The organism is Desulfopila sp. IMCC35008 (assembly GCF_010646885.2).
In the GTDB taxonomy this organism is placed as follows: domain Bacteria; phylum Desulfobacterota; class Desulfobulbia; order Desulfobulbales; family Desulfocapsaceae; genus Desulfopila.
Map to the genome: position 1 here is coordinate 6,215,088 of NZ_CP050700.1, position 24,320 is coordinate 6,239,407.

At 43.4% G+C, this 24,320-nt stretch carries 21 protein-coding genes and 1 pseudogene; 2 read left to right on the forward strand and 20 right to left on the reverse strand.

The genetic code is table 11. The features are described from left to right. Window positions 1-115 precede the first annotated feature (115 nt). The 17 genes from GA520_RS26565 to amt all read right to left on the reverse strand — a co-directional run bounded on the left by GA520_RS26565 (window position 116) and on the right by amt (window position 17,211). Entirely contained in the window at window positions 116-961 is an 846-nt protein-coding gene (locus tag GA520_RS26565; protein ID WP_255494309.1) for a glycerophosphodiester phosphodiesterase family protein, read from the reverse strand. Next, the gene (locus GA520_RS26570) at window positions 958-1,818 is read right to left on the reverse strand and encodes an ABC transporter permease (protein ID WP_163336428.1); all 861 of its coding nucleotides are present in this window, start codon (window positions 1,816-1,818) and stop codon (window positions 958-960) included. Before GA520_RS26570 ends, GA520_RS26565 begins: the two co-directional genes overlap by 4 nt. After that, window positions 1,815-2,672, reverse strand: a complete 858-nt coding sequence (locus GA520_RS26575; protein WP_163336429.1) for an ABC transporter permease — start codon at window positions 2,670-2,672, stop codon at window positions 1,815-1,817. Before GA520_RS26575 ends, GA520_RS26570 begins: the two co-directional genes overlap by 4 nt. Window position 2,673: 1 nt before the next feature. Further along, the gene (locus GA520_RS26580) at window positions 2,674-3,753 is read right to left on the reverse strand and encodes an ABC transporter ATP-binding protein (RefSeq protein ID WP_163336431.1); all 1,080 of its coding nucleotides are present in this window, start codon (window positions 3,751-3,753) and stop codon (window positions 2,674-2,676) included. Window positions 3,754-3,843: 90 nt separating this feature from the next. Next, on the reverse strand, window positions 3,844-4,905 hold the full coding sequence (locus GA520_RS26585; RefSeq protein WP_163336432.1) for an extracellular solute-binding protein: 1,062 nt from the start codon (window positions 4,903-4,905) through the stop codon (window positions 3,844-3,846). A gap of 869 nt (window positions 4,906-5,774) precedes the next feature. Further along, the gene (locus GA520_RS26590) at window positions 5,775-6,782 is read right to left on the reverse strand and encodes a DUF3089 domain-containing protein (RefSeq protein WP_163336433.1); all 1,008 of its coding nucleotides are present in this window, start codon (window positions 6,780-6,782) and stop codon (window positions 5,775-5,777) included. A gap of 234 nt (window positions 6,783-7,016) precedes the next feature. After that, window positions 7,017-7,226 (reverse strand): transposase, encoded by a 210-nt coding sequence (locus tag GA520_RS26595; protein WP_163336434.1) that lies wholly within the window; start codon window positions 7,224-7,226, stop codon window positions 7,017-7,019. Between the two features lie 321 nt (window positions 7,227-7,547). Further along, on the reverse strand, window positions 7,548-7,784 hold the full coding sequence (locus tag GA520_RS27370) for an integrase core domain-containing protein (protein ID WP_163336435.1): 237 nt from the start codon (window positions 7,782-7,784) through the stop codon (window positions 7,548-7,550). Continuing rightward, complete coding sequence (locus GA520_RS27375; RefSeq protein ID WP_370362732.1) at window positions 7,697-7,945, reverse strand: hypothetical protein; 249 nt, start codon at window positions 7,943-7,945, stop codon at window positions 7,697-7,699. Before GA520_RS27375 ends, GA520_RS27370 begins: the two co-directional genes overlap by 88 nt. 13 nt (window positions 7,946-7,958) lie before the next feature. After that, window positions 7,959-8,162, reverse strand: coding sequence for an IS3 family transposase (locus GA520_RS27380; protein ID WP_163336541.1), 204 nt, complete (start codon window positions 8,160-8,162; stop codon window positions 7,959-7,961). Beyond that, window positions 8,134-8,493 carry a hypothetical protein gene (locus GA520_RS26600; protein WP_163336437.1) on the reverse strand — a complete coding sequence of 120 codons (360 nt, stop codon included), beginning with the start codon at window positions 8,491-8,493 and terminating at the stop codon, window positions 8,134-8,136. The genes GA520_RS27380 and GA520_RS26600 overlap by 29 nt, the downstream gene beginning before the upstream one ends. A gap of 69 nt (window positions 8,494-8,562) precedes the next feature. Then, complete coding sequence (locus GA520_RS26605; protein WP_163336439.1) at window positions 8,563-8,961, reverse strand: response regulator; 399 nt, start codon at window positions 8,959-8,961, stop codon at window positions 8,563-8,565. Beyond that, window positions 8,921-10,843, reverse strand: coding sequence for an ATP-binding protein (locus GA520_RS26610; RefSeq protein WP_163336441.1), 1,923 nt, complete (start codon window positions 10,841-10,843; stop codon window positions 8,921-8,923). Before GA520_RS26610 ends, GA520_RS26605 begins: the two co-directional genes overlap by 41 nt. Window positions 10,844-10,874: 31 nt before the next feature. Next, a complete protein-coding gene (locus GA520_RS26615) occupies window positions 10,875-11,981 on the reverse strand; it encodes an ABC transporter substrate-binding protein (protein WP_163336443.1) in 1,107 nt (368 codons plus the stop codon). 199 nt (window positions 11,982-12,180) lie between these two features. Continuing rightward, the gene (locus GA520_RS26620) at window positions 12,181-13,506 is read right to left on the reverse strand and encodes a sensor domain-containing diguanylate cyclase (protein WP_163336445.1); all 1,326 of its coding nucleotides are present in this window, start codon (window positions 13,504-13,506) and stop codon (window positions 12,181-12,183) included. A gap of 118 nt (window positions 13,507-13,624) precedes the next feature. Next, window positions 13,625-14,869: an EAL domain-containing protein gene (locus GA520_RS26625; protein WP_163336447.1), complete on the reverse strand. Its 1,245-nt coding sequence runs from the start codon at window positions 14,867-14,869 to the stop codon at window positions 13,625-13,627. 47 nt (window positions 14,870-14,916) lie between these two features. Continuing rightward, a complete protein-coding gene (gene amt / locus GA520_RS26630) occupies window positions 14,917-17,211 on the reverse strand; it encodes an ammonium transporter (RefSeq protein ID WP_163336448.1) in 2,295 nt (764 codons plus the stop codon). A 1,156-nt stretch (window positions 17,212-18,367) separates the two neighbouring features. On the opposite strand from amt, the gene GA520_RS26635 reads away from it, so the two are divergent. After that, window positions 18,368-19,849, forward strand: coding sequence for an IS5 family transposase (locus GA520_RS26635; RefSeq protein ID WP_370362733.1), 1,482 nt, complete (start codon window positions 18,368-18,370; stop codon window positions 19,847-19,849). A 27-nt stretch (window positions 19,850-19,876) separates the two neighbouring features. Here the strand turns inward: GA520_RS26635 and GA520_RS26640 are convergent, their stop codons facing one another. The 3 genes and pseudogenes from GA520_RS26640 to GA520_RS26655 all read right to left on the reverse strand — a co-directional run bounded on the left by GA520_RS26640 (window position 19,877) and on the right by GA520_RS26655 (window position 21,419). Next, on the reverse strand, window positions 19,877-20,161 hold the full coding sequence (locus tag GA520_RS26640; RefSeq protein ID WP_163341008.1) for a hypothetical protein: 285 nt from the start codon (window positions 20,159-20,161) through the stop codon (window positions 19,877-19,879). Between the two features lie 232 nt (window positions 20,162-20,393). Then, window positions 20,394-20,717 (reverse strand): annotated as a pseudogene (locus tag GA520_RS26650) (transposase); the annotation flags it as partial. Window positions 20,718-20,771: 54 nt separating this feature from the next. Further along, window positions 20,772-21,419 (reverse strand): IS3 family transposase, encoded by a 648-nt coding sequence (locus tag GA520_RS26655; protein ID WP_240910280.1) that lies wholly within the window; start codon window positions 21,417-21,419, stop codon window positions 20,772-20,774. Between the two features lie 737 nt (window positions 21,420-22,156). Here GA520_RS26655 and GA520_RS26660 point away from each other — a divergent pair. Then, a complete protein-coding gene (locus GA520_RS26660) occupies window positions 22,157-24,148 on the forward strand; it encodes a methyl-accepting chemotaxis protein (protein WP_163341011.1) in 1,992 nt (663 codons plus the stop codon). Window positions 24,149-24,320: the final 172 nt, after the last annotated feature.

Genomic DNA, 24,320 nt, shown 5'->3' on the forward strand with positions numbered 1-24,320 from the left:
GTTATTGTTTGGGTTAATAATGGGTTTTAATTGAGTAGAGCTGGATGTGGTATCGGGTGTTGCAGTCTCTGCTGAATTGAGTAAAAAAGTTATTTTTCTTGCCTAGAACCAGAGTTCAGACGGCGGTCGATTCGGCAATGGCAAGAACCGGAAAATCCGTAATTACAGATGAGGCGCCGGCACGTAACAATCTCTTTTGATCATTGGGATTATTAACAGTAAATATATTGACACCGAAACCGCTTTGTCGAAGCGTGTGAATAAGCTCTTCTGAGATGATCTCGATATCCGGATGATAGGCGGCAGCACCAAGTGTGGCAAGGTATTGCAACAGGTCTTCAGGATTGTTCTCCTCCTGCAGGACACCGATTGGGATTTCCGGCATTTTCTTTACGATTTGTTTCAGGTAATCATGTCGAAAAGAGGAGATGAGTATCTGGTCGGTGCATCCTGCCTCCCTTATGGCTTCCAGAACCTTATCGACGATTATGCTATCGTGATGGTGCCCCTGCTGATCCTTGATCTCAATATTCAGGGGGATTCCGACCGTATTACGCCAGGAAAGCAGTTCTTTTAGCGTCATAAGAGGCTGCGGGAGTATCGGTTTCAACTCATCCGGAAGGACCAGCCCTTTTTCAAGAGTTTTAAAGGGGTCAGCTTTGAGGAACCAGCTGCCGAAGTCAAGTTTGCGTAACGAGTCGAGATCCCAGGTGTCAACCCTCATTGACGAACCGGGCTGACCGTTTTTATACTCGCCTGGATTGTTGGTTCTTCCGAGTTCATCGTCGTGGTGAATCACCGCCACACCGTCACGACTCATCTGTACATCAAGTTCTATAAAATGGCAGTGGCCAAGGCTTGCCTTAAAAGCACTCAATGTATTTTCTGGCCTGATTGACCTGTATCCCCTGTGTGCCCCGATTTTCGGCAGGCATTTGTGTGAAAACTCAAAATAGTTCATGCGCTTTTACTTCGCGAGGAGGCGAGCAGGTTTATTACGGCAAGTGTAGAAGTTGAAACAATCAACAGCAAAGATACCGCGTTGATGATCGGGGTGGATCCATCCCTGACTTGCAGATAAAGGTTAATCGGTAATGTGGTTTCTGAACCAACCAGAAAAAGTGTTGTGTTGAAGTTTTCGAAACTCATAAGAAAGGCCACCGCACCGCTGCCGAAAAGTGCGGGACGGAGAAATGGCAGGGTGATGTGGCGAATAACATCGAAGCGAGTGGCGCCAAGATTTAGGGCAGCCTCTTCCAGTGAGGGATCGAACTTTTTGAGCCTTGCTGAAACTACAAGTAACACAAAAGTAGAAATAAAGGAAAATTGACCAAAGACTACAAGCCAGAAACTCGGTCTGAAAAGAGGTATATCCACACCGAAATTGTCTTCGAAAAATATACCCAGGCTGTTGGCAGCAAGGAGGATCGAGATACCAAGGATGACACCGGGAATAACAAGCGGTGTCAGGGCCAAAAAGTATAGACCCTGCTTCCCCTTAAAGTTTTCCTGTTCAAAAAGAAACGCCCCCATTGTCCCTACTGTAACAGAGAGTATGGATACCCAGAATGCTGTTTGGGCGGAAACGAGAATGGACCTGAGATTGGATCTGTCATGTAACAGTCCAATACGCTCTGGTCCATTGGCGAGGAACCAGTCAAAGCTGACCCCTTTCCAAGGTAAAGACGGGAAATTGGAGTCGTTGAAAGCAAGAACACAGGTGATGACAAGTGGGGCAAAAAGGAAGGCGTAAAAAAGAATAATGTAGAGTCTGAATGTTAGCGTGTATCTCCGGTTTTGTGGAAGTGTTCGGATCATGAAAGAGCCCTCCCCAGTTCCTGTCTGGTTACTTTCAGTCCCGCCCAGATAATAATCGAGCTGAGCAGCAGCAGGAGAAATCCAAAGGCTGCTCCCTGGTTCCAGTTGAAACTGGCAATGAATTCGTTATAAATCTGTTCGGTGAACCATAACGAGTTCTTGCCACCCATCAGAGTCGGTGTCAGGTAATTTCCAAGAGCAAGCATGAATACCACTATGGATCCTGAAGTGATTCCGGGGGCAGCATACGGGATAATGATTCGAAAGAAAATTGTCACTGGTGAAGCACCGAGATCATGAGCTGCTTCGATCATTGAATCGTCCATTCCTTCGAGAGAGGATATGAGCGGAACGGCCATGAACAGCATAGAGGTATAGACCAGGCCCATCAGCATGCTCACGTCGTTATAGAGCATCTCAATCGGTGTATCTATTATGCCGATAGTCACGAGGACGTGATTGATAACACCGCTTTCCCGCAGCAGGATCATCCAGCCGTACACCCTGACCAGTTCACTTACCCAGAAGGGCATAAGAAGGAGTATCGTAAGAAACCCCGTAAGCCGCGTGGAAACAACCTTGGTGATATAAAACGCAACCGGGAATGTCACAAGAAAGGTGAGGATGGTTGTTGTGACAGCGTATAGGGCTGTCCTGACGAAGGTATACCAATAAATTTTCTCGGTGAAAAAATTCTTGTAATTGGCAAGGGTCCATATCGGATCTCCGAGGTCATCCGTTCCTTTCAGCGACATTATCAGGAGCTCTATATGCGGGATAATAATGAGGAGAACCAACCAGAGAAGGACTGGGGTTAAAAAAATATACAGACTTATACGGAAATGATTTTTCATATCATCTCCTCGGGTAGCATCGGCAACTATCGAAGGGGACTCCCGCAGTTATGGAATCCCCTTTGTCGATATGGGCGAATTGCTGGTTTTGCGGCAGGGCGATAGTCAATTCACAATCCGTATGATCGACAGTTGCGAGCAGTTTTGTGTTGGATCCGTCGAACAGAATATTGCGTACTGTCAGGGCAAACCGATTGATATCACCCAGCGTTTCGGGCGGATTAAGGATAATTGATTCCGGTCTAACATAAAGATCGAGTTCCTTCTCTTCCGATTGGGTGGCCATGGTGGCATGTATCTGCTGTCCGTAAGAGGTGGTGACTTTCAACGGATCCCTTTTCGTTACCGTCACTGGCATGATATTGCTTTCACCGACAAAGCCGGCGACAAAACTGGTTGCCGGATTACTGTAAAGATGGCGCGGGGTGTCTATCTGCTCAAACCTGCCTTCGTTCATTACCGCAACCCTGTCTGACATAACAAGAGCTTCAGATTGATCATGAGTGATGTACATGAATGTTGTACCAACATCAGCCTGAAGCTTTTTCAACTCAATCTTCATTTGCTCTCTCAGCTTGAGATCGAGAGCGCCAAGCGGTTCATCGAGTAACAGTAAAGAAGGTTCAAGGACGAGCGAACGGGCAATGGCGACTCTTTGCTTTTGGCCACCTGAGAGTTGCGAGATACTTTTTTTTCCATAACCGGACAGGTGGACACGCTCCAGCAGGGCTCCGACCTTCTGTTTTATTTCGCTGGATTTTAGTCCCTGCCGTTTCAAGCCGAAAGCGATGTTCTCGTGGACGTTCATCATCGGGAAGAGCGCGAGATTCTGAAAAACCAGATTGACCGGTCTTCGATTTGGAGGCACTGAGGTCATGTCCTCCCCCCGGATTAATAATTGCCCGGCTGAAGGGGCCAGAAAGCCGGCAATCATTCTAAGCAGGGTTGTTTTACCACATCCGGATGGGCCCAGAATGGAAAAGAAACAGCCGTCCTCCACCTGAAAATTGAGGGTATCCACGGCAACAAAGTTACTGAATGTCTTGCGGAGATTCTTGATTTCTAGAACTGGGTTATTCATAAAATTCATTGAGGCTGAGAGAAAACAGACAACGCCACTTCTAAAACAGAAGTGGCGTTGTGATGTAGGTGCAGACGGGAAATTACGAGCTTACTTTGCAGCTTTGACGGTATCGAGTATTTTACCTTCGATCTGTTCGATCTTGGCAGAAACAGGTGGATACCACTTGATGTTGTCAATATCCGCAGCGGTAAAAGATCGACTGATATTGTCTCTTACCTCAGCATCAAGAAACTCTGCGGCGCCTTTTGAGGCGGTCGCATATTTTTCAGAATTGGTAAATACCGCTGCATTCTCCGGACGTAACATGAAATTTATCCATTGATAAGCACCATCGATATTCTTGGCCTTTGCCGGAATGGCGAAGGTATCTATCCACCCGAGCGCTCCACTCTTGGGTGCAACAAAATCAATATCCTGGTTTTCGGCATGAAGCTTCCAGCCACCATTATCCCAGCCCATAGCTACTGAAACCTCACCGCTACGGACCATCTCAAGAAGGGCGTCACCGTTGGACCAGTAATTTTTAACATAAGGTTTGGCTTCAATCATCTGGGCAGCAATGGAATCCATAAGTTCTTTGTACGCTTTCGGATCATCATATTTTGCAAATGGATCATCCCCTTTCGCAAACGCCATAGCAATCAACGTCGGACGTTTTAAACGATAACTGATACGGCCATCGTAGGCTTTATCAAGCAGTGCGGTATAGTCTTTGGCCTCAGGGGCTAATTTCGTGTTAACAATCAGGCCGGAAGTACCGTAACAGAAGGGTACTCCATAGGAGTCTTCACCGACTTTCGTGTTCTTCTTGACGGCTTCGAGCATTGAGGCAACGATCTGATCGGAGTTGATTTTGGCATAATCCATAGGTTGATAAATCTTGTATTCAGCCTGGACTGAAGAGATACGGTCTTGGCTGGGTTGGGCCAGGTCAAATCCCGCGCCTCGGGTAGCCCGCAGTTTTGCGATCATCTCTTCATTGTTGGTATAGGTCAGCTCAACCATTATACCGGTTTCTTCCTCAAACTTGTCCACCAACTGCTGGGGGGCATATCCTTTCCAGGTAAGGATTTTGAGTGGTTCTGAAGATTGGGCACCCGTGGTCAGGCCGAGGAACGCAATCGTTGCAGCAGCAATGAGTTTTTTCATGATGGGGTCTCCTTTGTAAGGTTGATTATGTTTTCCTGAGAGGCTGTCTTGGCTACCTGACATTTGAACGTTGATATGTCGGCCTTTACGTCTCAGTAGGGTGGCTGAACCCTCTGATTTAACAAGATAACACAAAATAGTGTACCACCCGTCTTGAACAATTCAAGTCAATTCGGCCCGGGAGGGATATTTTAATAAAAACATAATACGGCGATATGGGAACATGTTAACGACATCGAAAGAGAGATCAGAGCAACGGGTTATCGGCAGATCGTCCGGGCCGCTCACTCTCGTAGTGGTTTTACTTTCGTGACGATGCCGATCAATCTCCCCAGCTGTATTGTGTCTTTTATAGGTGGTTATTAAAAGTAGGAGATGGTTTGAATAAATGTGAAATCCTGAGATGGGTATTTCATATTGCCCTAAAACGGAAAAGGGTCTCGGTGAGATAATTCACTGAGACCCTTCGGCAATTCATGGTCGGGAAGAGAGGATTTGAACCTCTGATTAGTTCTTTAAGATGTTGTAATAATGTGGATAAATAATAGAGTGTGATACTGGTGTGATACACAGGTGGGGCACGAGAATCATCACGAATTATCTATTATTCTATTTCCAGTAAACAATATCGCTACCGATACTGGAAAAGGAAACAGAAACATTATTTTTTTATGGATCTACTCTGAAATGAGCAGAACGTTGAACTAACCTGCAGCGGGGCTGTTCCCGCTGTCAGCGTTGAGTGTCTGGTTATAAAAATTTTCTGAATTCAATTGAAGATTCATTACTGCAAGAATGCTGATTACACCCTTGACTACTTGGTGGTATTGTTTCGCCAAATGATATGTTTAAATGGATTTGTGATAGATTCACATTTTATAATTTTCTTTTAGATAAGCAGCAACCCTGTCAGACACATTCTTTTCTAGATTTCTATAGAAAAAAGAATAGTCGTAGCTGTGGTAAAATCCCTTGGGAGTCTTGAGGTCTTCAGCATTTGAAGGTCTGGGGACGATTAATGCGCCATCAATAACCTGAGCACCAGAGTAATTGGGAATTTCAATTTTGACCCCATCTATATCAAAAACGGCACCCAGGTTTAGTTCTTTTGAAGCAGCTTCTCCTGAGGTATTCCACAGTAACGGGTTAACAGCAATCGCACCCTGTCTGACTATGGACATTTCTGGATTTTTCTCCTGGGTGTTATAGCTAACAATACAACCTGTATCATCAAAAGATTTACACACCTTGAGATGGGGGTATTGCTTGAGATCACCTTCCGTTACTGACCAGCCGATCATGTACACTACCACCAACTTTTCCTTCAGTTCCGGATCGTCAAAATTCCTTTCAAGGAGCCACAGTAATAGGTTGGACCCCTGGCTATGTCCAGCTAGGACGAAAGGCCTGCCGTCATTAAAGTTCTTGAGATAATATTTAAAGGCCTCTTCAATGTCAGTGTATGCAACGCTAAGAGCACTGTTTTTATCTTTTTCGTTGGCTTTGAGAACGTGAAGAGTGGCTTGTCTGTAAAACGGTGCGTAAATGTTGCACTGCCCTTCAAAGACCGAGGCCTGTTTTTTGATATCGTCCAGAGCTTTTTGGTCATTTAGTTCATCGGGCATTGACTGATTCCAGCTTGTATCGCCAAAATATGACGTAGGGTGGACAAAAAACACATCGACTTCTTTTCCCGTGCCAACATCCGGTCGTACTGCCCAGTTAGCCATGTCCGCATAAACCGGAGGGTTCGGTGTCCTCAATGGATCAAAGTGGCTATTGGGGACTTTGAAGTCAGATACACTAATAAAACCACATCCCGAAATGTGCAGAGCAAGTGCGACTAGACAGAATATTAGCATGCTTTTTTCTTTCATCTGAAGCCTCCTTTACGTACATTACATCTATGCATAATTGTGTTCTTTTATAACGAGTCAGTAGAAAAAGGCATTTTAGAAGGACACAAGATCCTCAGCCCAATTTTTTATCGGGTTATAAGAATCGCTCTCTAATCTACCGTTGTATATCTTTCTATTTCATTCTTACGTCATTTTGCTCTCTAGTGCTTTGTATGAGTATACTGGGAGACACCTCGCTCCTCTTTTATCTTATCAACTTGCCACTGCTCCATATGTATGGACCTTTTTCAAGCTATGAACAACGCAGAACAGGTTCCACTGTGTGCTGACTTTCTTCTTTCCACGCAGACTGAACCGATCAAGGCCCATAGTCGACCGAATATGGGCAAATGGTGGTTCACCAGCAGCCAACCGCATACCATAGATCGTTCGGCCTATGGTCGTGTCAATCTTCCGTTTCATTTTCTCTGTGAAGCGTTCTTTACCCGTACGTTTTTTTTCCGGTAAAGTAGGCAACCTGACAGATCTCTGTTTTCTCGGGCTTTCGCAAACATTCACGGCGAAGATGACAGGGTAGGCAGTTTCGCTTAGCACCCTTGAACTTGTATGCAAGATAGTCCTTCACCCTGACCTTGCTGCCGCTTCGATAAAGTTTTTTGCCAGCAGGGCATATTGCGTGGCTCAGATCATCGGCAAAAATAAAATGCTCCGGTCTTAATAGACGTTTACCACCGGACCTGGTCGCAAAGTGATAGGAAGGAAGATCTTTATACCACTCTGCAGTTATTCCTCAAGCCAAGAACCAATTACACGCCTCGCTTCCCGGACTGAATAGAAAAGCCATCTATCAAGGCAACCATCACGGAAAACTCCATTGAAACTCTCATTGTGTCCATTCTGCCAAGGGCTTCCGGGGTCAATGTAGCGCATTTTTACACCAATCTGCTTGGGCCAGTGCTGGATCTGCTTTGATACAAACTCTGGGCCGTTATCACTTTTAATACATGTTGGAGCCCCCATTTCGCAAATAGATCCTGGAGAACACGTTGAATATGACCAGATGTAATGGAACGTCCGGTGTCGATATTAAGACCATATCGGGTAAACGCGTCAATTACCGTCAAACATCGTATTCGTTTACCGCAAGCAGTTTGGTCGGAGACAATATCATAACTCCACACGTGATTAGGGTATTCAGCCTAGCTCAGCTGAGCTGTGCTTTTTCCAAGTAACCGCTTTTTCTTCACCTTTTTTAATAACCTGCAACCCTTCATGTTTCCGAATCAAACGAATTCGTTCTCTGCCTACACTCCAACCTTTTTCTTTGAGCTTGTCGTATATTTTGCGATAACCAAACCGTGGATGTTTTTCAGACAGAAAGTGAATTTCCTTTATCAGCTCCCACCCCCAAGTCTATTACAAGATACCCGGCAGAACGAACCAGAGAGGAAACAATCTTTATTCCCAGCCCATGATGATCTAGAAAAACTGCAGTTCCAATTTCTTCAAGAGATTGTTGAAGAGCATCGGCCACGCAGCGCTCTCCTCCTGCTGCATACTCCTTGTTGAGTAGCTCAAAAAAAGCTGCCTTATCCATAGATAAAAGAGTTTTCAGCAACGTATTTTTTATTTCTTTCTCTCCTACCATATGATCGCTCACATAATGTGATTCTAAATTCACTAATATGTTATAAACATGGGAAAATACGAATAGCGAGCGGTAATTCACGACCTATCCTAATAACTCGTAATTTCAATTATCTCTGTGATATAGCAGTATAGATGGAATATTAAAAAATCATACATTTCTATTTTCCTTATCAAGTAGTTGCCTAATCATGATTGCGAGATCACCTTTTACTAAAGGTTTCATGGCAACAACCTTAATTCCCAACGATTTGACCATCTTTTTCGAAATCATACTACTATATCCAGTGCAAAGAATGATCGGTATATCAGGTCGTATCTCTAGAATGCTCTGGGCCAGATCAATACCCGTCATATCCGGCATGGTCTGGTCGGTGATGACCAAGTCGAAGGCTTCAGGCTGATGCTGGAAATCAGCGAGGGCCTCGATACTATTCATTCTGGCAATTACCTGATACCCTAGTCTTTCGAGTATTTTTTTTCCCATTTCGACGAGTATCTCTTCATCGTCAACAAAGAGAATACGTTCGACACCAGTTTGGATTGACATCAAAAGATGTTGTTTCGGCTATTGGCGGCGCGGTAACTGCGTGGACAGGAAAATATACATGAAAAATTGTCCCGTCACCCGGTGAACTCTGACAGCAAACAAACCCACCGGATTTCTTTGCAATACCATGAATAATTGAAAGACCCATCCCTGTCCCTTTACCGACTTCTTTTGTAGTGAAGAAGGGATCAAAAATTTTATCAATAATTTGTGGTGATATTCCAAGGCCAGTATCACCGACGGAGAGTTCTACAAAAAGTCCAGGTGCATGTGATTCGCCGATTAAGTCTGCCTGGGCTAATTCTTTGTTTTTCAGAGAAATAGTGAGCGTTCCTCCTATCTCTTCCATGGAGTGAAAGGCATTCGTACATAGATTGGTCAATATCTGATGGATCTGGGTAGGATCAGCAAAAACCAGGCCCACATCCTGATCGATATCTTGCCGAATGTTAATGGTCGTAGGTAGTGATGCACGAAGCATTTTAACTGCTTCTTTTATAATTAAAGCTGGCTGTAGAGCTTGTTTATTGACCTCTGTTTGGCGACTAAAGGCGAGAATCTGCTTTACAAGTTCCTTGGCCCTGTGGCTCGCCTCGACGACTCGGTCGATATCGTTTCTCATCGTCGATCCTGCTGGGCAATCCTCCTGAATCATTTCGGCATAACCAAGGATTGCTCCAAGGATATTGTTGAAATCGTGGGCGATACCACCGGCAAGCGTACCTATTGCTTCCATTTTTCGTGCCTGAAGAAGATGATCTTCAAGATTTCTTCTTTCTTTTTCTCCTGCCAATTGTTCGGTGACATCTCGTGCCTTACTGATAATTAACCTTTTACCATCAGTCATTTCACCAAGAGGTGCTGAACAAAAATCCCACGTTAAAATCCTGCCGTCTTTTGTCGTAACCTTGTATAATCCTTCATCGACTGTTCGGTCCAAATTGTACAGCTTGGAGATGTCTTCCTTAATAATCTCTTTTCTCTCTCCATAGGCTTTTTCTGTCCACTCTGCAATTGTTGGTATATCCTGTTCTGTATATCCGGTTAATTCTTTCCAGACCTCGTTTATAAATTTCACTTCCCCATCTTCAGAGTGAATCATTGTGGGGAGCGGCGACAAAGTAACAGCTTTTCGAAATTGCTCTTCTTGTCCCAACAACTTCTCCCCAATTTTTTCCCTTTTGATAATCTCATTCTTCAATCCTAGTCGCATCTCGTTTAAAGCACTGACAACCTGATCCAATTCATCTTGGTGGCCATTTCCTTGTGGTGTGCGGTTAAGGATCAAAGGTGTATCTAAATTGTTGAGGTTTAATAACTTGGAATATCGTGCAATTGTGATCAAGTGTCGCGTAATCAAGAAATAGATAATATAGAGAATACAAAAGGAGACGCAGAACGTCTTAACAGCCTGCGTCATAAGAATAAGGACCAATTTGTTGAGTGTTCGCTGGTAGACATTTTCCAGGGTTGCAACAACAATTAAATCGCCCAGAAAAATTGGTTCTAATTCATCAAGGGAATACTCTATGGGAAACTTCCTGGTGATGGTATTTTCGTTATTTGGAGTCCCCATGGAAAAAGAGAGTTCTTGTGTTCGTTCCTGCAAGTTGACAAATTGTATATCGATCAGATTGAAGATGCTTTTTAGCTGAGTTTCTATTTGTTCTTTATCGACTTCCCAAACACTTGTGGATAATGGATCCAGATAGCTCTGTTGGATCAAATCCATGCGCGCGCCAATGAGTTCAATATCTTCATGATAGGCTTGGTACAATTGCAATGCACTTACAAAAAACGTAAAAAACGAGCTAAACAGTAGAATATAAAAAATCGTTTTCCAAGTTAAGGATCGACTGCTTTTCCCAAAAAAAATGTTCATATTTGACGTTCTCATTGCTTTTCAATAGCTGTTATTCTTTTTCTAAAAGTTTGCTTGCCTGGCAAACTTTTTCATAAGAAAAGTCATATTGGGTAAGACTCGAATTGAACTTTTTTGAGAACTTTCTGAAATCAATTTCCTCGGGGTGGTTGAGAACAACGTCAGTGAAACGGTCTGCCTTAGCTGCTGTATTAATAACGGTACTATGATCTACTTTTATATTCGCACCTAGATCACCATTGAAATCAAGGCCAAAATGATGGTCATTAATCAAGATTAAGGACCAGGCTCCAGTCATAACAGTTCCTCCCACGGTCGCCTTCATACCGCCTTTTTTTATACTTTCAAGTGTATCTGGAAAACCGCCTAAACCTCCTACAAGGATTTTTCGCTGAGGAGCAACCTCTTGTGCTGCATCATAGGCCCCCATAGCCATCGAGTCGTTTGCAGCCCATATCATATTAATATCGTCATAGCGTTTTAATAATGCCAGAGCCTTTTGCTTCCCGTCCTCATAGCTCCATTTACCATAAGCAACTTGCACCTGTTCTCCTCTCCCCGATTCTACGATATAATCTTCTACTCCCTTTAGACGAATCAGTGAAACCGGTGTCGCTTTTGTTCCAGTGATTCCCAATATTTTAGGATACGCCTTCATCGAGCGATAGAGTTCTTTAATCAGCTTATATCCTGCCTGGTATTCATCTGTGGCAATTGTACCAATCCAGTTTTTTATAGTAACGCGTTCGTTACCAACTTCTTTTCTCTGTTTATCTGTTAACCCATTATGTATAAAAAATATTTTGGAGTTAGAATTTTTAAATAGAAGCAGCATTTCTTTTCCCATAAGCTTCTCGTTGACCATTATTACGTAGTCAGGAGCTTTTGTGCTGTTCGCAACTTGTTTTGCCTGGTTTAGCATCTTTATATGATTGCGGTCTGCATAGAGTATTTCTAAAGCTATATCGAGATCATCGGCAGCTGCCTGCATAAAATGAGAAACGAGATGCCAGACCCCTACATCCTTAGTGCTGCCCGGATTTAGAAATGTTACATGTAAATCTTTGGCATAACCCCAGTTGACGCTTCCGCCTTGTAATGTTGCAATAACAATGACTAGCAAAACTAAAACTTTCATGTCATGCCTCTTGTGATTTTATCAAAGCCATAGGGGTGTTTTTGTAATGCTTTTATTGGAACGGGAGATTGTATTCCCGAGAAAACATGTTGATAGATAATGACAGACTCTTCCTGCCGGTAAGTTGAGCATTACCTGCTCAGCAAGCAAACCCAGTGATCCTTTATGAAAGATTAATTATCTTCTGGTTCAGGATACATCAGCACATAACAACTCTGTTTCTTCCTTTTTGTTTAGCCATATATAATGACTCATCTGCTTCTTTTATAATACTAGTAATGTTAATGTCCGTCTCACTCTGCCCCACAACCCTCATACCAATACTAACAGTATATGTTATAAGTGCTCCTTTCTTATTGCTGATTTCCACCTTGGACAACTTGCTCCTTAGTCTTTCTGCAACGGTAGATGCTTCATGTGCACTAGATTCAGGCAAAAGGATAATGAACTCCTCGCCTCCCCACCGGGCAAATATATCTGATTCTCTTAGGACACTTTGTGATTCGACAACGAGGTTCTTGAGGACTTTATCGCCTACATCGTGGCCAAACACATCGTTAATATTTTTAAAATGATCAATGTCAAGGATGAGGAGGGCAAAAGATGTGTGGTAACGATGAAAGCGAATTATTTCTTGCTCGAAAATTTGCATAAAAGATCGTCTGTTCCTCGCCCCCGTTAGCGGATCTGTTGTAGCAAGCCTCTCAAGCTCCTTTTCCATTTCTTTACGATTCGTTATGTCTTCGATAACAAAGATAGACCCTTGAAATTTATTAGATATGTCAAGAGATCTCGAGCAGGATATATAATAATATTGAGTTGGATCGTTGATAGATTTTTCATAAAAGACCTTCGTTTCTGGTCTTTGAAGAAAATCTTCATAAATATCTTCCAGCCATGGGAATTCAGCAATGAAATCCGGTTCAATGCGATCGTTTCCGTAGTAATTTTCGCCTGGAGTTGCCAATAAATTTAAAAACCGTGATGCGGCATGGTTCATACTTTCAATTTTTCCAAATGGGTTCACGATAAAAACAGGCATTGAGAGGCTTTCGAAGATGGTCAGATATTTGTTTTTCTCATTTGTCATCTGCCGGCTACGATCCTGTAGCTCATCTATGATTTGGTTTTCAGTATACGTCGACCATGTTGAACAGAATCCAATTTCTACACGATTAAAAAACCTATTGAGCAGGTTTTCATACTTCAATTTATCTGATTCATTAAATGAGGAGTCTCTTATCAAATCTATATATGCTTGATGATAATACTTCATTAATCCAAGAAACATTGGCATATTAATGCCTCTTTCTCTATGTAGTTTTGCCTCGGCTATTCCAAACTGTGCTGCTGGATCAGAAGCATAATCCTCATCAGGATTGAGCTCAAGATCTTCTCCTTTGGTATTAATTGCCTCTACTAATGAGCTCGATAGTCCAGATATGGAAAGTCGCCATGGTTCTTTAAGAGTCGAAGTATATTGAGCATAATCCCGTTTAATGGCATAATGCAAGACTCTTTCCATGAGCCAATCTTCATTCGTTGTGATGTGTTCTATAAATCTCGTGATCACGGGTTCTTTTTTATTTGTTGTTGTAATAATTGATAAGAATTCAGTTTGTTATCAAATTAACGCCATCTACTCAACCACAATCAAGGTCAATGCATAATATGTTTTTCACCCCTTCTCTGTTTTGATAAAATGCAGCAATTGTAGTACACCTCTTGCCAGTAGCCATAGAAATATACGGTTCCGTCGTGAAGGTGTGCAATCCAGCTCGTAATGGCAGGTAATATTCTTTTAATGAATGATCACTATTTTTTGGGGCAGGTTTATAAATGAAACGTTTTTGTTGAATCGAGTTGGTGGTGTTCAAAAAAGTGTCAGTAATTTGGATTCCGTCAAGATTTAGAACGTAAACACATTCAATTGCTGGGTCAGTGTTAACAATTGATTGAATTTTTTCATCGTATTTCGAAGACTCAAGATTGGTGATCTGGCTGGTAACCATCTCTGCGATTGAACGATGTTGCCGTGCACGCTTAGTAGCTTCACTAATCTTTTGCATTTTGTGCTTTTTGAAGCAGGTCTTAAGCGATCCAATAGTATTCTGGACCATTTTAAAATCGAATTCTTGGGATTCAACTGGCCTGCCAAAATAAAACCCTTGAAAACAATCAATTCCGATTTCCATGCAGACCAGCGCCTCATCTTTTTTTTCGACACCCTCAGCCAGTATCATTGTTCCCACTTTTGAAGCCATTTGCTTCAGAGCCTTCACTATCTCTCTTTTATGAAAAACTGAATCTATATCTGATATCAAACTACGATCAATTTTTATGATATCAGGTTTGAGTAAAGGGATACGATCCAGGTTAGAATGACCAGCTCCTACATCATCTAAAGCTATCAAAAAACCATTGTCTCTGTAGTAACTAACGAATTCCATCAACACATCTGTATCAGTGGCTCTCGACTCAATTATTTCTATAATAATATTATTGGAGTTAACTCCCTCTCTTTTTGAAATTTCAAATAAATGGTTCGACGTGGCTGTGGCCGAATTAATGATGGAGGCATCAATATTAATGGCAATAAGCAGTGAGGGGTGAACGTGTGTCAATGACACAAATGTCTCGATTGCCCTTTCACGACAAAGCCTGTCTAGCATAAGCAGTTCATTTTCTGATTGTGGCAAAGAAAAAAGAAGGTTAGGCGGAATAAGTGAACAACCGTCCTTTGCCATACCTCTACTTAAAGCCTCAACAGCAAACACACCATTCTGTTCTACAGAAATTATTGGCTGAAACAGTGTTTTTATCGCGCGATCACTAAGTATTTTCTCAAGGCACTGATGTGAAGTGTCCTTAGATAATTGAGGTTCCATATATAATTAGTGTTTTAAAGAAACCAAACCTGGCATAATTCACATTCCTAAGCAGGGCCATTTTGTTGACTAAATATGCGAGAGTCCAAGTTAGTCTCCATGTTCTTATCTGTGTTGAAAAATTTTGTCACTTCTAATAGTTGCTGTGCATTTTTGCGCAAATGACTACCTACCTTACCAATTCTACCAACTGATTTTGCTACAGTCTCGCTTGCATGTTTTTGATTTTGAGTAGCCTCCTGGATTCTTTCCATCATGGTGACCATTTCTGCAACGGTATTTGAAATATTCTCAAAAGATAGGTTGAGTTCATCAATTGTTTTTTGCGTTATCTGCTTGGATGACTTTTCACTTTCTTCAGCTCCCCTTACCGCAATATCCATGTTCTGCGCTATATTTTCAACAAGCTGGTCTATCTCTTGAGCGGCTGCCGAAGAAGATTTCGAAAGACTTTTTACTTCGTCAGCGACAACAGCAAACCCTTTACCGTGTTGACCAGCGCGCGCTGCTTCTATAGTGGCGTTTAAAGCCAACAGGTTAGTCTGTGATGCTATCTCCTGAATTCTTTCTACAAATGTACTTATTTCCTTCGAACTAGACCCCAAGGTCTTAATGTCTTTGGTCATCTGATTGAGTGAGTTACTAATTTCATTTAGATCATTTGTAGATACGTTCACTGTTTCCACCCCTGATTCTGCATGAATATTCATAAGACTGGTCACGTCCATCGTCTGAGATACGCTTTCAATCACCTTACTGAAAGATTGATTCAGTTCGTCGTTTGAACTGTTCAGCTCTTCGCTGGACTCATTAAGCTCTTGCATCGATTTGTTAAGATTGCCTGAAACCGATTCGACGTGACCGACAAAATCCCTTAAGCTACCGACCATGCTGTTGACGGAAAGACCCAGCACATCTTTATCACTTTTCGGTTTGACAGTCTTGCTCAGATCACCCTTTGCAATATTCTGAGTTACCGCAACTATATCCTCAATTTCATCAAGCATTCCGTTGAATGTTTCAGCGACTTCCTCCATGTCTGTACCGATCTCGATTTCGACTCTTTTTGTCAGATCACCGGTACGTGCAATATCTTGCATTGTCTCAATCGCATCCAGATGAGCCATTTTGAAACCATGCTCTGCGAGATTGAGCCCCATTAGCTCATGTTCTCTGGAGACTCTCATTCCGCCGGTAGTAGAGTCAATTAATTTCATCAAAAAGAAACCGACTCCAAATGTCCAGATAAAGCAGACAACAACTCCCAGGGCTTGAATATAGATCTGTTGAAAGCGAGTCATGCCATCCAAATATTCCGGTAGAATAAAGAAGCCAAGGGCAATTGTCCCCCACGCACCACACACACCATGAACCGCAACCGCGCCTACAACGTCATCTAACTTTAATACTTTTTCCATGAATTCGATGGCTAGGTAGACAATGAACCCTGCGCCGAGACCGATCAGCATAGCTCCAACCGTGTTGACATATGCACATCCGGCAGTAATACCAACTAATCCAGCCAGCAGCCCATTCGTAACCATTTCTACCTCGGGGCGCTTCAAGGGGCTGTTGAGCCAACTGATGGTAGATGACGCAATACAACCAAAACAGGCGGCAAGTGTCGTGTTCATGGCAATAACTGCTATATCCTTTGAGGCTTCGAGGGTTGAACCACAATTAAAACCAAACCATCCGAAGCAGAGGATGAAAGCTCCTAATACAGCCATGGTCATACTGTGAGGAGGTAGTTTTCGAGGTTTACCGTCTTTAGTGAATTTGCCGATCCGTGGACCCACAATGATTACACCAACAAGTGCCATCCAGCCGCCTACGGAATGCACCACTGTAGATCCCGCAAAATCCTTAAATCCCATTGCTTCGAGCCAACCAGTCTGGTCATGAAAGAGACCTCCCCATGCCCAGTGACCAAAGACTGGATAAATAAAGCCAGAGATAAGAGCTGATATGATAAGATACGTCTTGAATTTGGCCCTTCCTGCAATAGCACCCGAATCAATCGTTGCTGCGGTTCCTACAAACACTGACTGGAAAACAAAAAAAGCTAATTTCCATGGGTCTTCAACACTTATAAGAAAATCACTCCAACCGATGAAGCCGCCGGCGCTCTCCCCAAACATCAACCCAAAACCAAACATCCAATAAAGTGCTACGGCTAGGACGAAATCAGCAAGGTTTTTAATCGCCACATTAATGGAGTGTTTTGCTGCGGCAAGACCGGCCTCTAAGCACATAAATCCCGCTTGCATAAAGAACACTAAGGCAGCACACATTATAACCCATATGAAATTAACATTTGCCTGCAATTCAGAGATTTCCATTATGATACCTGATAATTAGATTAGTGATACGTGGTTTTCATCTATCATGTGCGGTATGAGATTTCTTTTCATTCTGATGAAATAGAAAAGGACTAGGGTGCATCTTGCGAGAATTGTGCCATGCTATCTCTTTGACTTTTCAGGGTTCATTTTGTATGAATGTCACAAATGTGAAGCCATATTCGTCGTGATGTAACAAAATTGAAAGAAATAGTGGGTGAGGTATACAGTCCAGGTGGCTTTTTAGATCACCATTTCATGGTTTGCCAGTATTGTGATCTGATGTATGTGAGGCATGTATTTGAAAAAAAACAATTACATGTGTTTATGCAGCCATAATGAATTGTGGCTTTTTTGCTACCTGTTAAAAATGTAATGTTTCGAGTGATGAACAATATGCAGTGATGGATTTAAAAACATGTTTCAATTACAAAGAGTTGGACTGGGGTGTTTGGGTGGTGGTATTTCTGCCGCCACCATCATTGATTCCGTTGCATTAGCATAAAATAATCAACCTACATCAATAATAGGCAGGGAAGAAAAGATGCATGGTCGCAAACTGGTAGCCAGACGAACACGATCTTGTAAGATCGACTAATTAAAGATACACCTGAGAGGTTATGGGTGCACAATATCACGGTGGCAAGGGCTCGTATTGACAATGTTAACCATTTAAGCAATTCTGCAAATTTACATTTCTGTATAGGTCAGGAGGTGGCATGCTGCAGAAGGCGCTCCATTTTTAGTCCATGTCGTAAGAGATATTTTTTCATATCTGCCATCCAATTTATCTATCATAAGTAACTTCAGGTTCTAGCCCGTGCTGCAACAATCTGACCCATCCGCAACCGTACTTTTTGAGTGAAGAACCCTTTGTTTGATTCTGCTTCATTGTTTGAAGCATTCATGTATACAGATCAGATTCTTACCTTGTAAGAAAGTTTGATGAATACTCAAATTTCCCCCATTTTGACCTGAAGGAAAAGGACGGGCATTTATTTCTGACATAAATTTCAAATAGTCCCTGTGGTTACTTGCTCCAATCTATTTAGATTCTCCTTGGAAATAGATAACCGACTGTAATTGCAAGCATACCTTTCTCGTATCTGGTATAATGTGTAGAAGTTCAACGACATATACCTCAAAAGGCTTGCACATGATTCGATATACGAGCAGTAAACAACTCAGCTTGGATGGATTCAGCCTCCCCTTTGGTGGTTCGCTGAATCCGCAAAACCGGTGGGTGAAATGGAGCGAAGTTATCCCATGGGATGACCTGGCTACATGCTATTACAAGACTATGAATCCGGGAAAGGGGCGACCTGGTAAAGATGCGCGACTGGTGATAGGGGCAATGATCATCAAACATAAGCTGACTCTGAGTGACGAGGAGACGGTTATGCAGATCCAGGAAAACCCGTACCTCCAGTACTTTGTAGGCTTCAGCAGTTATGTGGATAAGCCACCGTTTGCGGCCAGCTTGTTTGTAGATATCCGCAAACGGATGGGGTCTGAAGTGTTTGCCGGATTTGAACAAGTTATCCTCGAAAAGATAGGTAAGCCACGTCGTACAGGAAAAGCGAGAGATGAAAATCGAGGGAAACTGCTTCTCGATGCCACAGTTGCGGAGCAGGCGATTCGTTATCCGACCGATCTGAGCTTACTCAATGAGGCTCGCGAGATTTCCGAGAAGCTGATCGATGAACTGTATGCCCTCAGTGACTACACCAAGAAGCCGAGGACCTATCGCCGTAAAGCGAGAAAACAGTATCTGAAGATTGCCAAAAACAAAAAGCCAAGCGTGAAGGTTCGCCGTCGCGCGCTGCGTGAGCAATTGCAGTACCTGAGGCGAAACTTAAAGCACATATCGTCCCTGCTTGACTCTTTGGGAAGCGCTCCTTTTCCCTTACCTCATGGCCTGCAACGGCAATACTGGATCATTCAGCATTTGTATTCGCAGCAGGACGGAATGTACAGAAACCGGCAAAACAGGTGTGATGACAGAATCGTATCCATATCTCAACCCCATGTTCGTCCGATAGTGCGCGGCAAGGCAAGCAAGAAAACTGAATTCGGCGCCAAGATCAGTGTCAGTATGAAAGACGGCCTGGCGTTTGTTGACCATATCGGTTGGGATGCGTTCAATGAGAGTAAGGATTTGAAAAAGCAGGTGGAGGATTATCGACAGCGGTTTGGTCATTACCCAGAGGTTGTTCTGGCTGATCAGTTATATGGCTCGCGAGATAACCGAAAGTACCTCAAGGAAAAAGGAATTCGCTTTGGTGGTAAAGCACTTGGCCGTCCCCCAAAGCAATCGGCAGAGAATACAGAAAAGATTTGCAAAATGAAGCAACAGCGAATCCAGGACAGTCGGGAACGAATCCCGATTGAAGGTAAGTTCGGGCAAGGTAAAAACGGCTATCGACTCAACTATATCCGAGCCAAGCTGCAAAAGACCTCAGAAGCATGGATCAACAGTATCTTCTTGGTGATGAATCTCATGGTTCTGCTCAAGAAGTTGAGTAAAAACCTTGCGCTATCGTTGTTGGCTCGACTTTTCAGACTCTGTACAAAAGTTTTAGCTGTTGCTTTCGGCAATTTCTCCATGCGGATCACTGCCGGGCTCACTGCCGCGTAATATAGGCGGTGTTTTTCTGAGGAGGCTCTATTTATCGTAAAGTTTGGATATGAATACAGCCACATACAGGGCAGAGACATCAGCTCCTGCAGCCAACGTGCCTGCAGTGGTATATAGAAGCTGGTAGCGAATATCAAACATTGACACCTTCGGCTTGGTAAAATGCATTGACAGTAGCTTTTCAACCCTCTGCGGGGCATTTGTAGAGCTGCCGGTTATCTGTTTTGCCTTTGCAGCCAAATAATAATCTTGCACAGTAGGCCCGAAGGTCTCATCGACTTTTGCTTCAACCCCAACATGATCTTGCAACAATAAAGTGGAGCTCCAGTTAAGCCGTTTTCTTCAGTTGCCACCACTCTTCCTCGAAAAGAGCTGGCGCCTTATATCCGTTAGTGGAATGTTTCCGTCGACGATTAAAGTAGACCTCAATATAGTTGAATAGAGCGTGTTAAGCCTCCAGGGCATTCTGAAATCGAACATGATGTGTCAATTGCGTTTTCAGTGAGTGGAAAAATGATTCTGCTACAGCGTTGACGCTCCTATGTTAAGAAAGTAAGGTAGAGTCCTTCAAATCAGCCAAAATCAGAGGGTACAATTCCCTGACAATATACCGTTTCAAACATCGGTGTATTTCTTTGACAGATTTTCCTTCCGCAGTTCTACGGTCAACATAGACCTGCGTGCGCGGATCGCTCCGCATACGAACCATGGCAATAGTCCAAAGGGCATTGTTTGCAGCTCGGTTTCCACCTCTATTTAAGCGATAAAGAACTGTTTTCCCAGAAGATGCCTCCAGTGGATTAACACCACACAAAGATGCGAGTGCAGCTTCACTTCGCAGACGCTCTGGATTATCGCCAGCCGACAGGTCAACGCAAAGGCAAAACTGCCAATCCCAGCACGGGTCAGGCTAGCCTGACATTCAACACCAGTATAACTGAGTGTCCCAACAATTTCCCTTGCGACTCATGCTCTGCACAAAATCATGCTTATTAAGGACGGCCCTGAAGCCTGTACTGGCATATTGCACGCCTCTGTCGCTATGTACCATCAGTCCCTTTCCTGAACGTCTACGCATGATCGCTTTATTCAAGGCCCGACATGCTGAATGGTGCTCAAGCGAATCACTCCGATCCCAACCGACAATGATCCTTGAAAACAGATCAATGAAAACTGTGAGGTAGTACCATTTCCTCCCAACTCTTAAGTACGTGATGTCACTTACCCACGCAGTATTTGGAGCATGAACGGTGAAATTTCTATTCAAAAGGTTTGGCGCAACTGGTTTTTTATGTTTTGAATCAGTTGTCACAACAAACTTCCTGACAGTCTTGCATCTCAAACCCATCTCTTTCATCATTCGAGCAACGCGCGGTCTGCTGACTTTTCTGAACTCCTGGTCATCATGGAGATCGGCAGTAACAATGGGACTGCCAACCATTTCTGTATGGGAATCGAAGATCTCTCTTATCCGTTTCTTTACCCGAACATTCTCTCTTTTCCTTGGAGAAAGTGGGCATTTCGCCCAACGATAATAACCGCTCTGAGAAACTTGTAATGTCTGGCACATCTTCTTCACCGGAAATGATGAGCGGTTCTTCTTAATGAAGAGGTATATGATTTCGGTGCCTTCCTGTTCTTGCCATAATATGCAACCTCCTATGATTACGATTTAACATAGGGTGTTGCATCGACCAATTGAATCTACAACGGCTTTTTTTAAGATATCTCGTTCCATCTCAGCATCTTTGAGCTTCTTTTCGAGATCTTTAATTTTCTTTTCCTGCTCAGTCAAAGTTTCCTTGCCGTGGCCTGGAAAAGCAAGCCCACCTTTTTATAGCAGGATCACTTTTTAGTTTATCAACTCTCCGGAGCTATTATAGGTCAATGCTCATGAGAATGGAAATATGTACAGAAAAATAATCAGGATAATTCTCTGATCAAAACTACAGCCTGGCGGCAACTTTACCACCAGGGATAGACTGGATATTTATGTTTATATTTTAAAACGTTATGCGCCCAGTTATTTCATCCTGCCGGCAGTAACCTCAAAGACACGTTCCAGATGGTTTCCTTTTTACCACCACCTGAACCGGTTTGGCCAATGACTCAAAACATCACTATGTTCTGAGATTTCACAGAAGAACGCATATCTAACTATATTTAGGTCATAATAACCCCTCACGACCCCACACAGTAGTATTTTTAGTTAACCTGGCACGATATATGCTTCTCAGCACAATAAATACCACTCGTTTGAACTCAATATCCAACAAAACAAATGCATCAACACAAGGAGAGTAAACTATGCTGAAAAAGATGAAGCTGGCCATGAAAATAGGAGCGGGATTTGGTGTAGTCATTCTGCTTCTGGTCATTATCTCTGTAGTTGCCTGGGAAGGGCTCAGCAGTGTGAAAGAAGGTTTTGTCACCTACAGAGGACTGGCACGGCACACGAACCTTGCTGGCCGCCTGCAGGCCAATATGCTCATGGTCCGGATGAATGTGAAAGACTTCAATGCCACAGGTAGTGCAAAAGACATTCAGCAGTATGAAGAGTATGTAAAGAAAATGGATGGTTTTATAGAAGAAGCTCATAAGGAGATTAATAAACCGGAAAGAGCAGAGAAAATTGATATTGTTACAGATAAGATGCATGAGTATGAGAAAGCTTTTGAAAGGGTCAAGGAAATTCGCGTTGAACGCGACATGATAGTAGGTGAAAGGCTTCGAGGGTATGGACCCAGCATGGAGAAGAGTTTAACGGAGATCATGAAAACCTCCAAAGAAGATGGTGATGCCGCTGCAGCTTATGAGGCGGGGATCGTTCTTCGGCATATGTTACTGGGCAGGCTCTATGGGCAGACATATCTTAGCACTAATGCTCCTGCTGATTTTGATCGGGTAAAAACTGAATTCTCTGGTGTGTTCAAAGGTGTTGGAATCCTCGATGAAATGCTTCAAAATCCAACCCGGCGAGCCCTGAACGACAAGGTAAAGGAGGAGGCAACGATTTATATCGCTGCATTCACGGAGCTCGATACTATAATTCAGGAACGCAATGATATCATTGCCAACACGCTGGATAAGATCGGACCGCAAGTTGCTGCTGCAGTTGAGGAGGTGAAGCTTTCAGTTAAAGCAGAACAGGATGAGCTCGGCCCTATCTTACAGGCCAAGAGCCAGAATGCAATCCGCCTCATTACGATGGCCGCTGTAATTGCTACTGTTATCGCAATTATAGCAGCTCTATTTATCACCAGGACCATCACCGCTCCGGTTCAGAGGGTTGTTGATTTTGTCGATAAACTCGCCAGCGGTGACTTTACCATGAAGCTTGATATAGACCAGGAAGATGAAATCGGCAACATGTCGCGCGCACTGAGCCAGACTGTTATTGAGCTTGGTACAATGATCAAGGAAATAATTAATGGTGTCAACACCCTCTCTTCATCCTCCACTGAGTTATCTGCAATTTCCACCCAGCTCGCCGGCAATGCCAAGGAAGGCTCGTTAAAGGCCACTGGCGTGGCTGCAGCAGCAGAAGAGATGTCAACCAACATGAGTTCTGTTTCTGCGGCTATGGAACAGTCTTCGAGTAATGTCGGCATGGTAGCCACGGCTGCAGAAGAGATGTCTGCCACAGTGAACGAAATTGCTCAGAATGCCGCAAGGGCCAAGGGCATCTCTGAAGAAGCTGTTGTTCAATCGCAAAATACCTCAATTAAAATTAATGATCTCGGCCAGGCGGCCAGCAAGATTGGCAAGGTGACAGAAACCATCACCGACATTTCCGAACAGACGAACCTGCTGGCCCTCAACGCGACCATCGAAGCAGCACGAGCGGGAGAAGCCGGAAAAGGATTTGCTGTTGTCGCAAACGAGATAAAAGATCTGGCCAAACAGACCGCAGAAGCTACGGTTGACATTAAAAATCAGATTGAGGGAATGCAAACAACAACTGATGGCACAATTACAGATATTGAGAAAATAGGTGAGGTCATTAATGAGATAAATGAAGTCATCACAACGATCGCCACTGCAGTGGAAGAACAATCGGCTGCAACCGCTGAGATCTCGAACAATGTTGCTCAAGCTTCGGCAGGAATCGGAGAGGTCAACGAAAATGTTGCCCAGAGTTCTGTTGCAATCGAGGATGTTACCAGAGATATCTCAGAGATTAGCAGTACATCAGATGAAATCAATTCTGCAAGCAATAATGTGAACGACAGCGCGACCGAACTGTCCCAGCTGGCAGAGCAACTCGACAACCTGGTCAAGAGGTTCAAAATCGCTTAGTTTTGCATCTCGCTGCAGTCTGCTTGCTGGCGTGAAAAGAACTGATTTTAAATCGTTACAGGAGACAATCCCAAACAAAGAGGTCTGCCGAATTATATTATCTGGCAACTTGATATCGGCGGGCCTCTTATAATGCAAAATCAACGTGAGAGCACACCTCAATTTTTTTGAT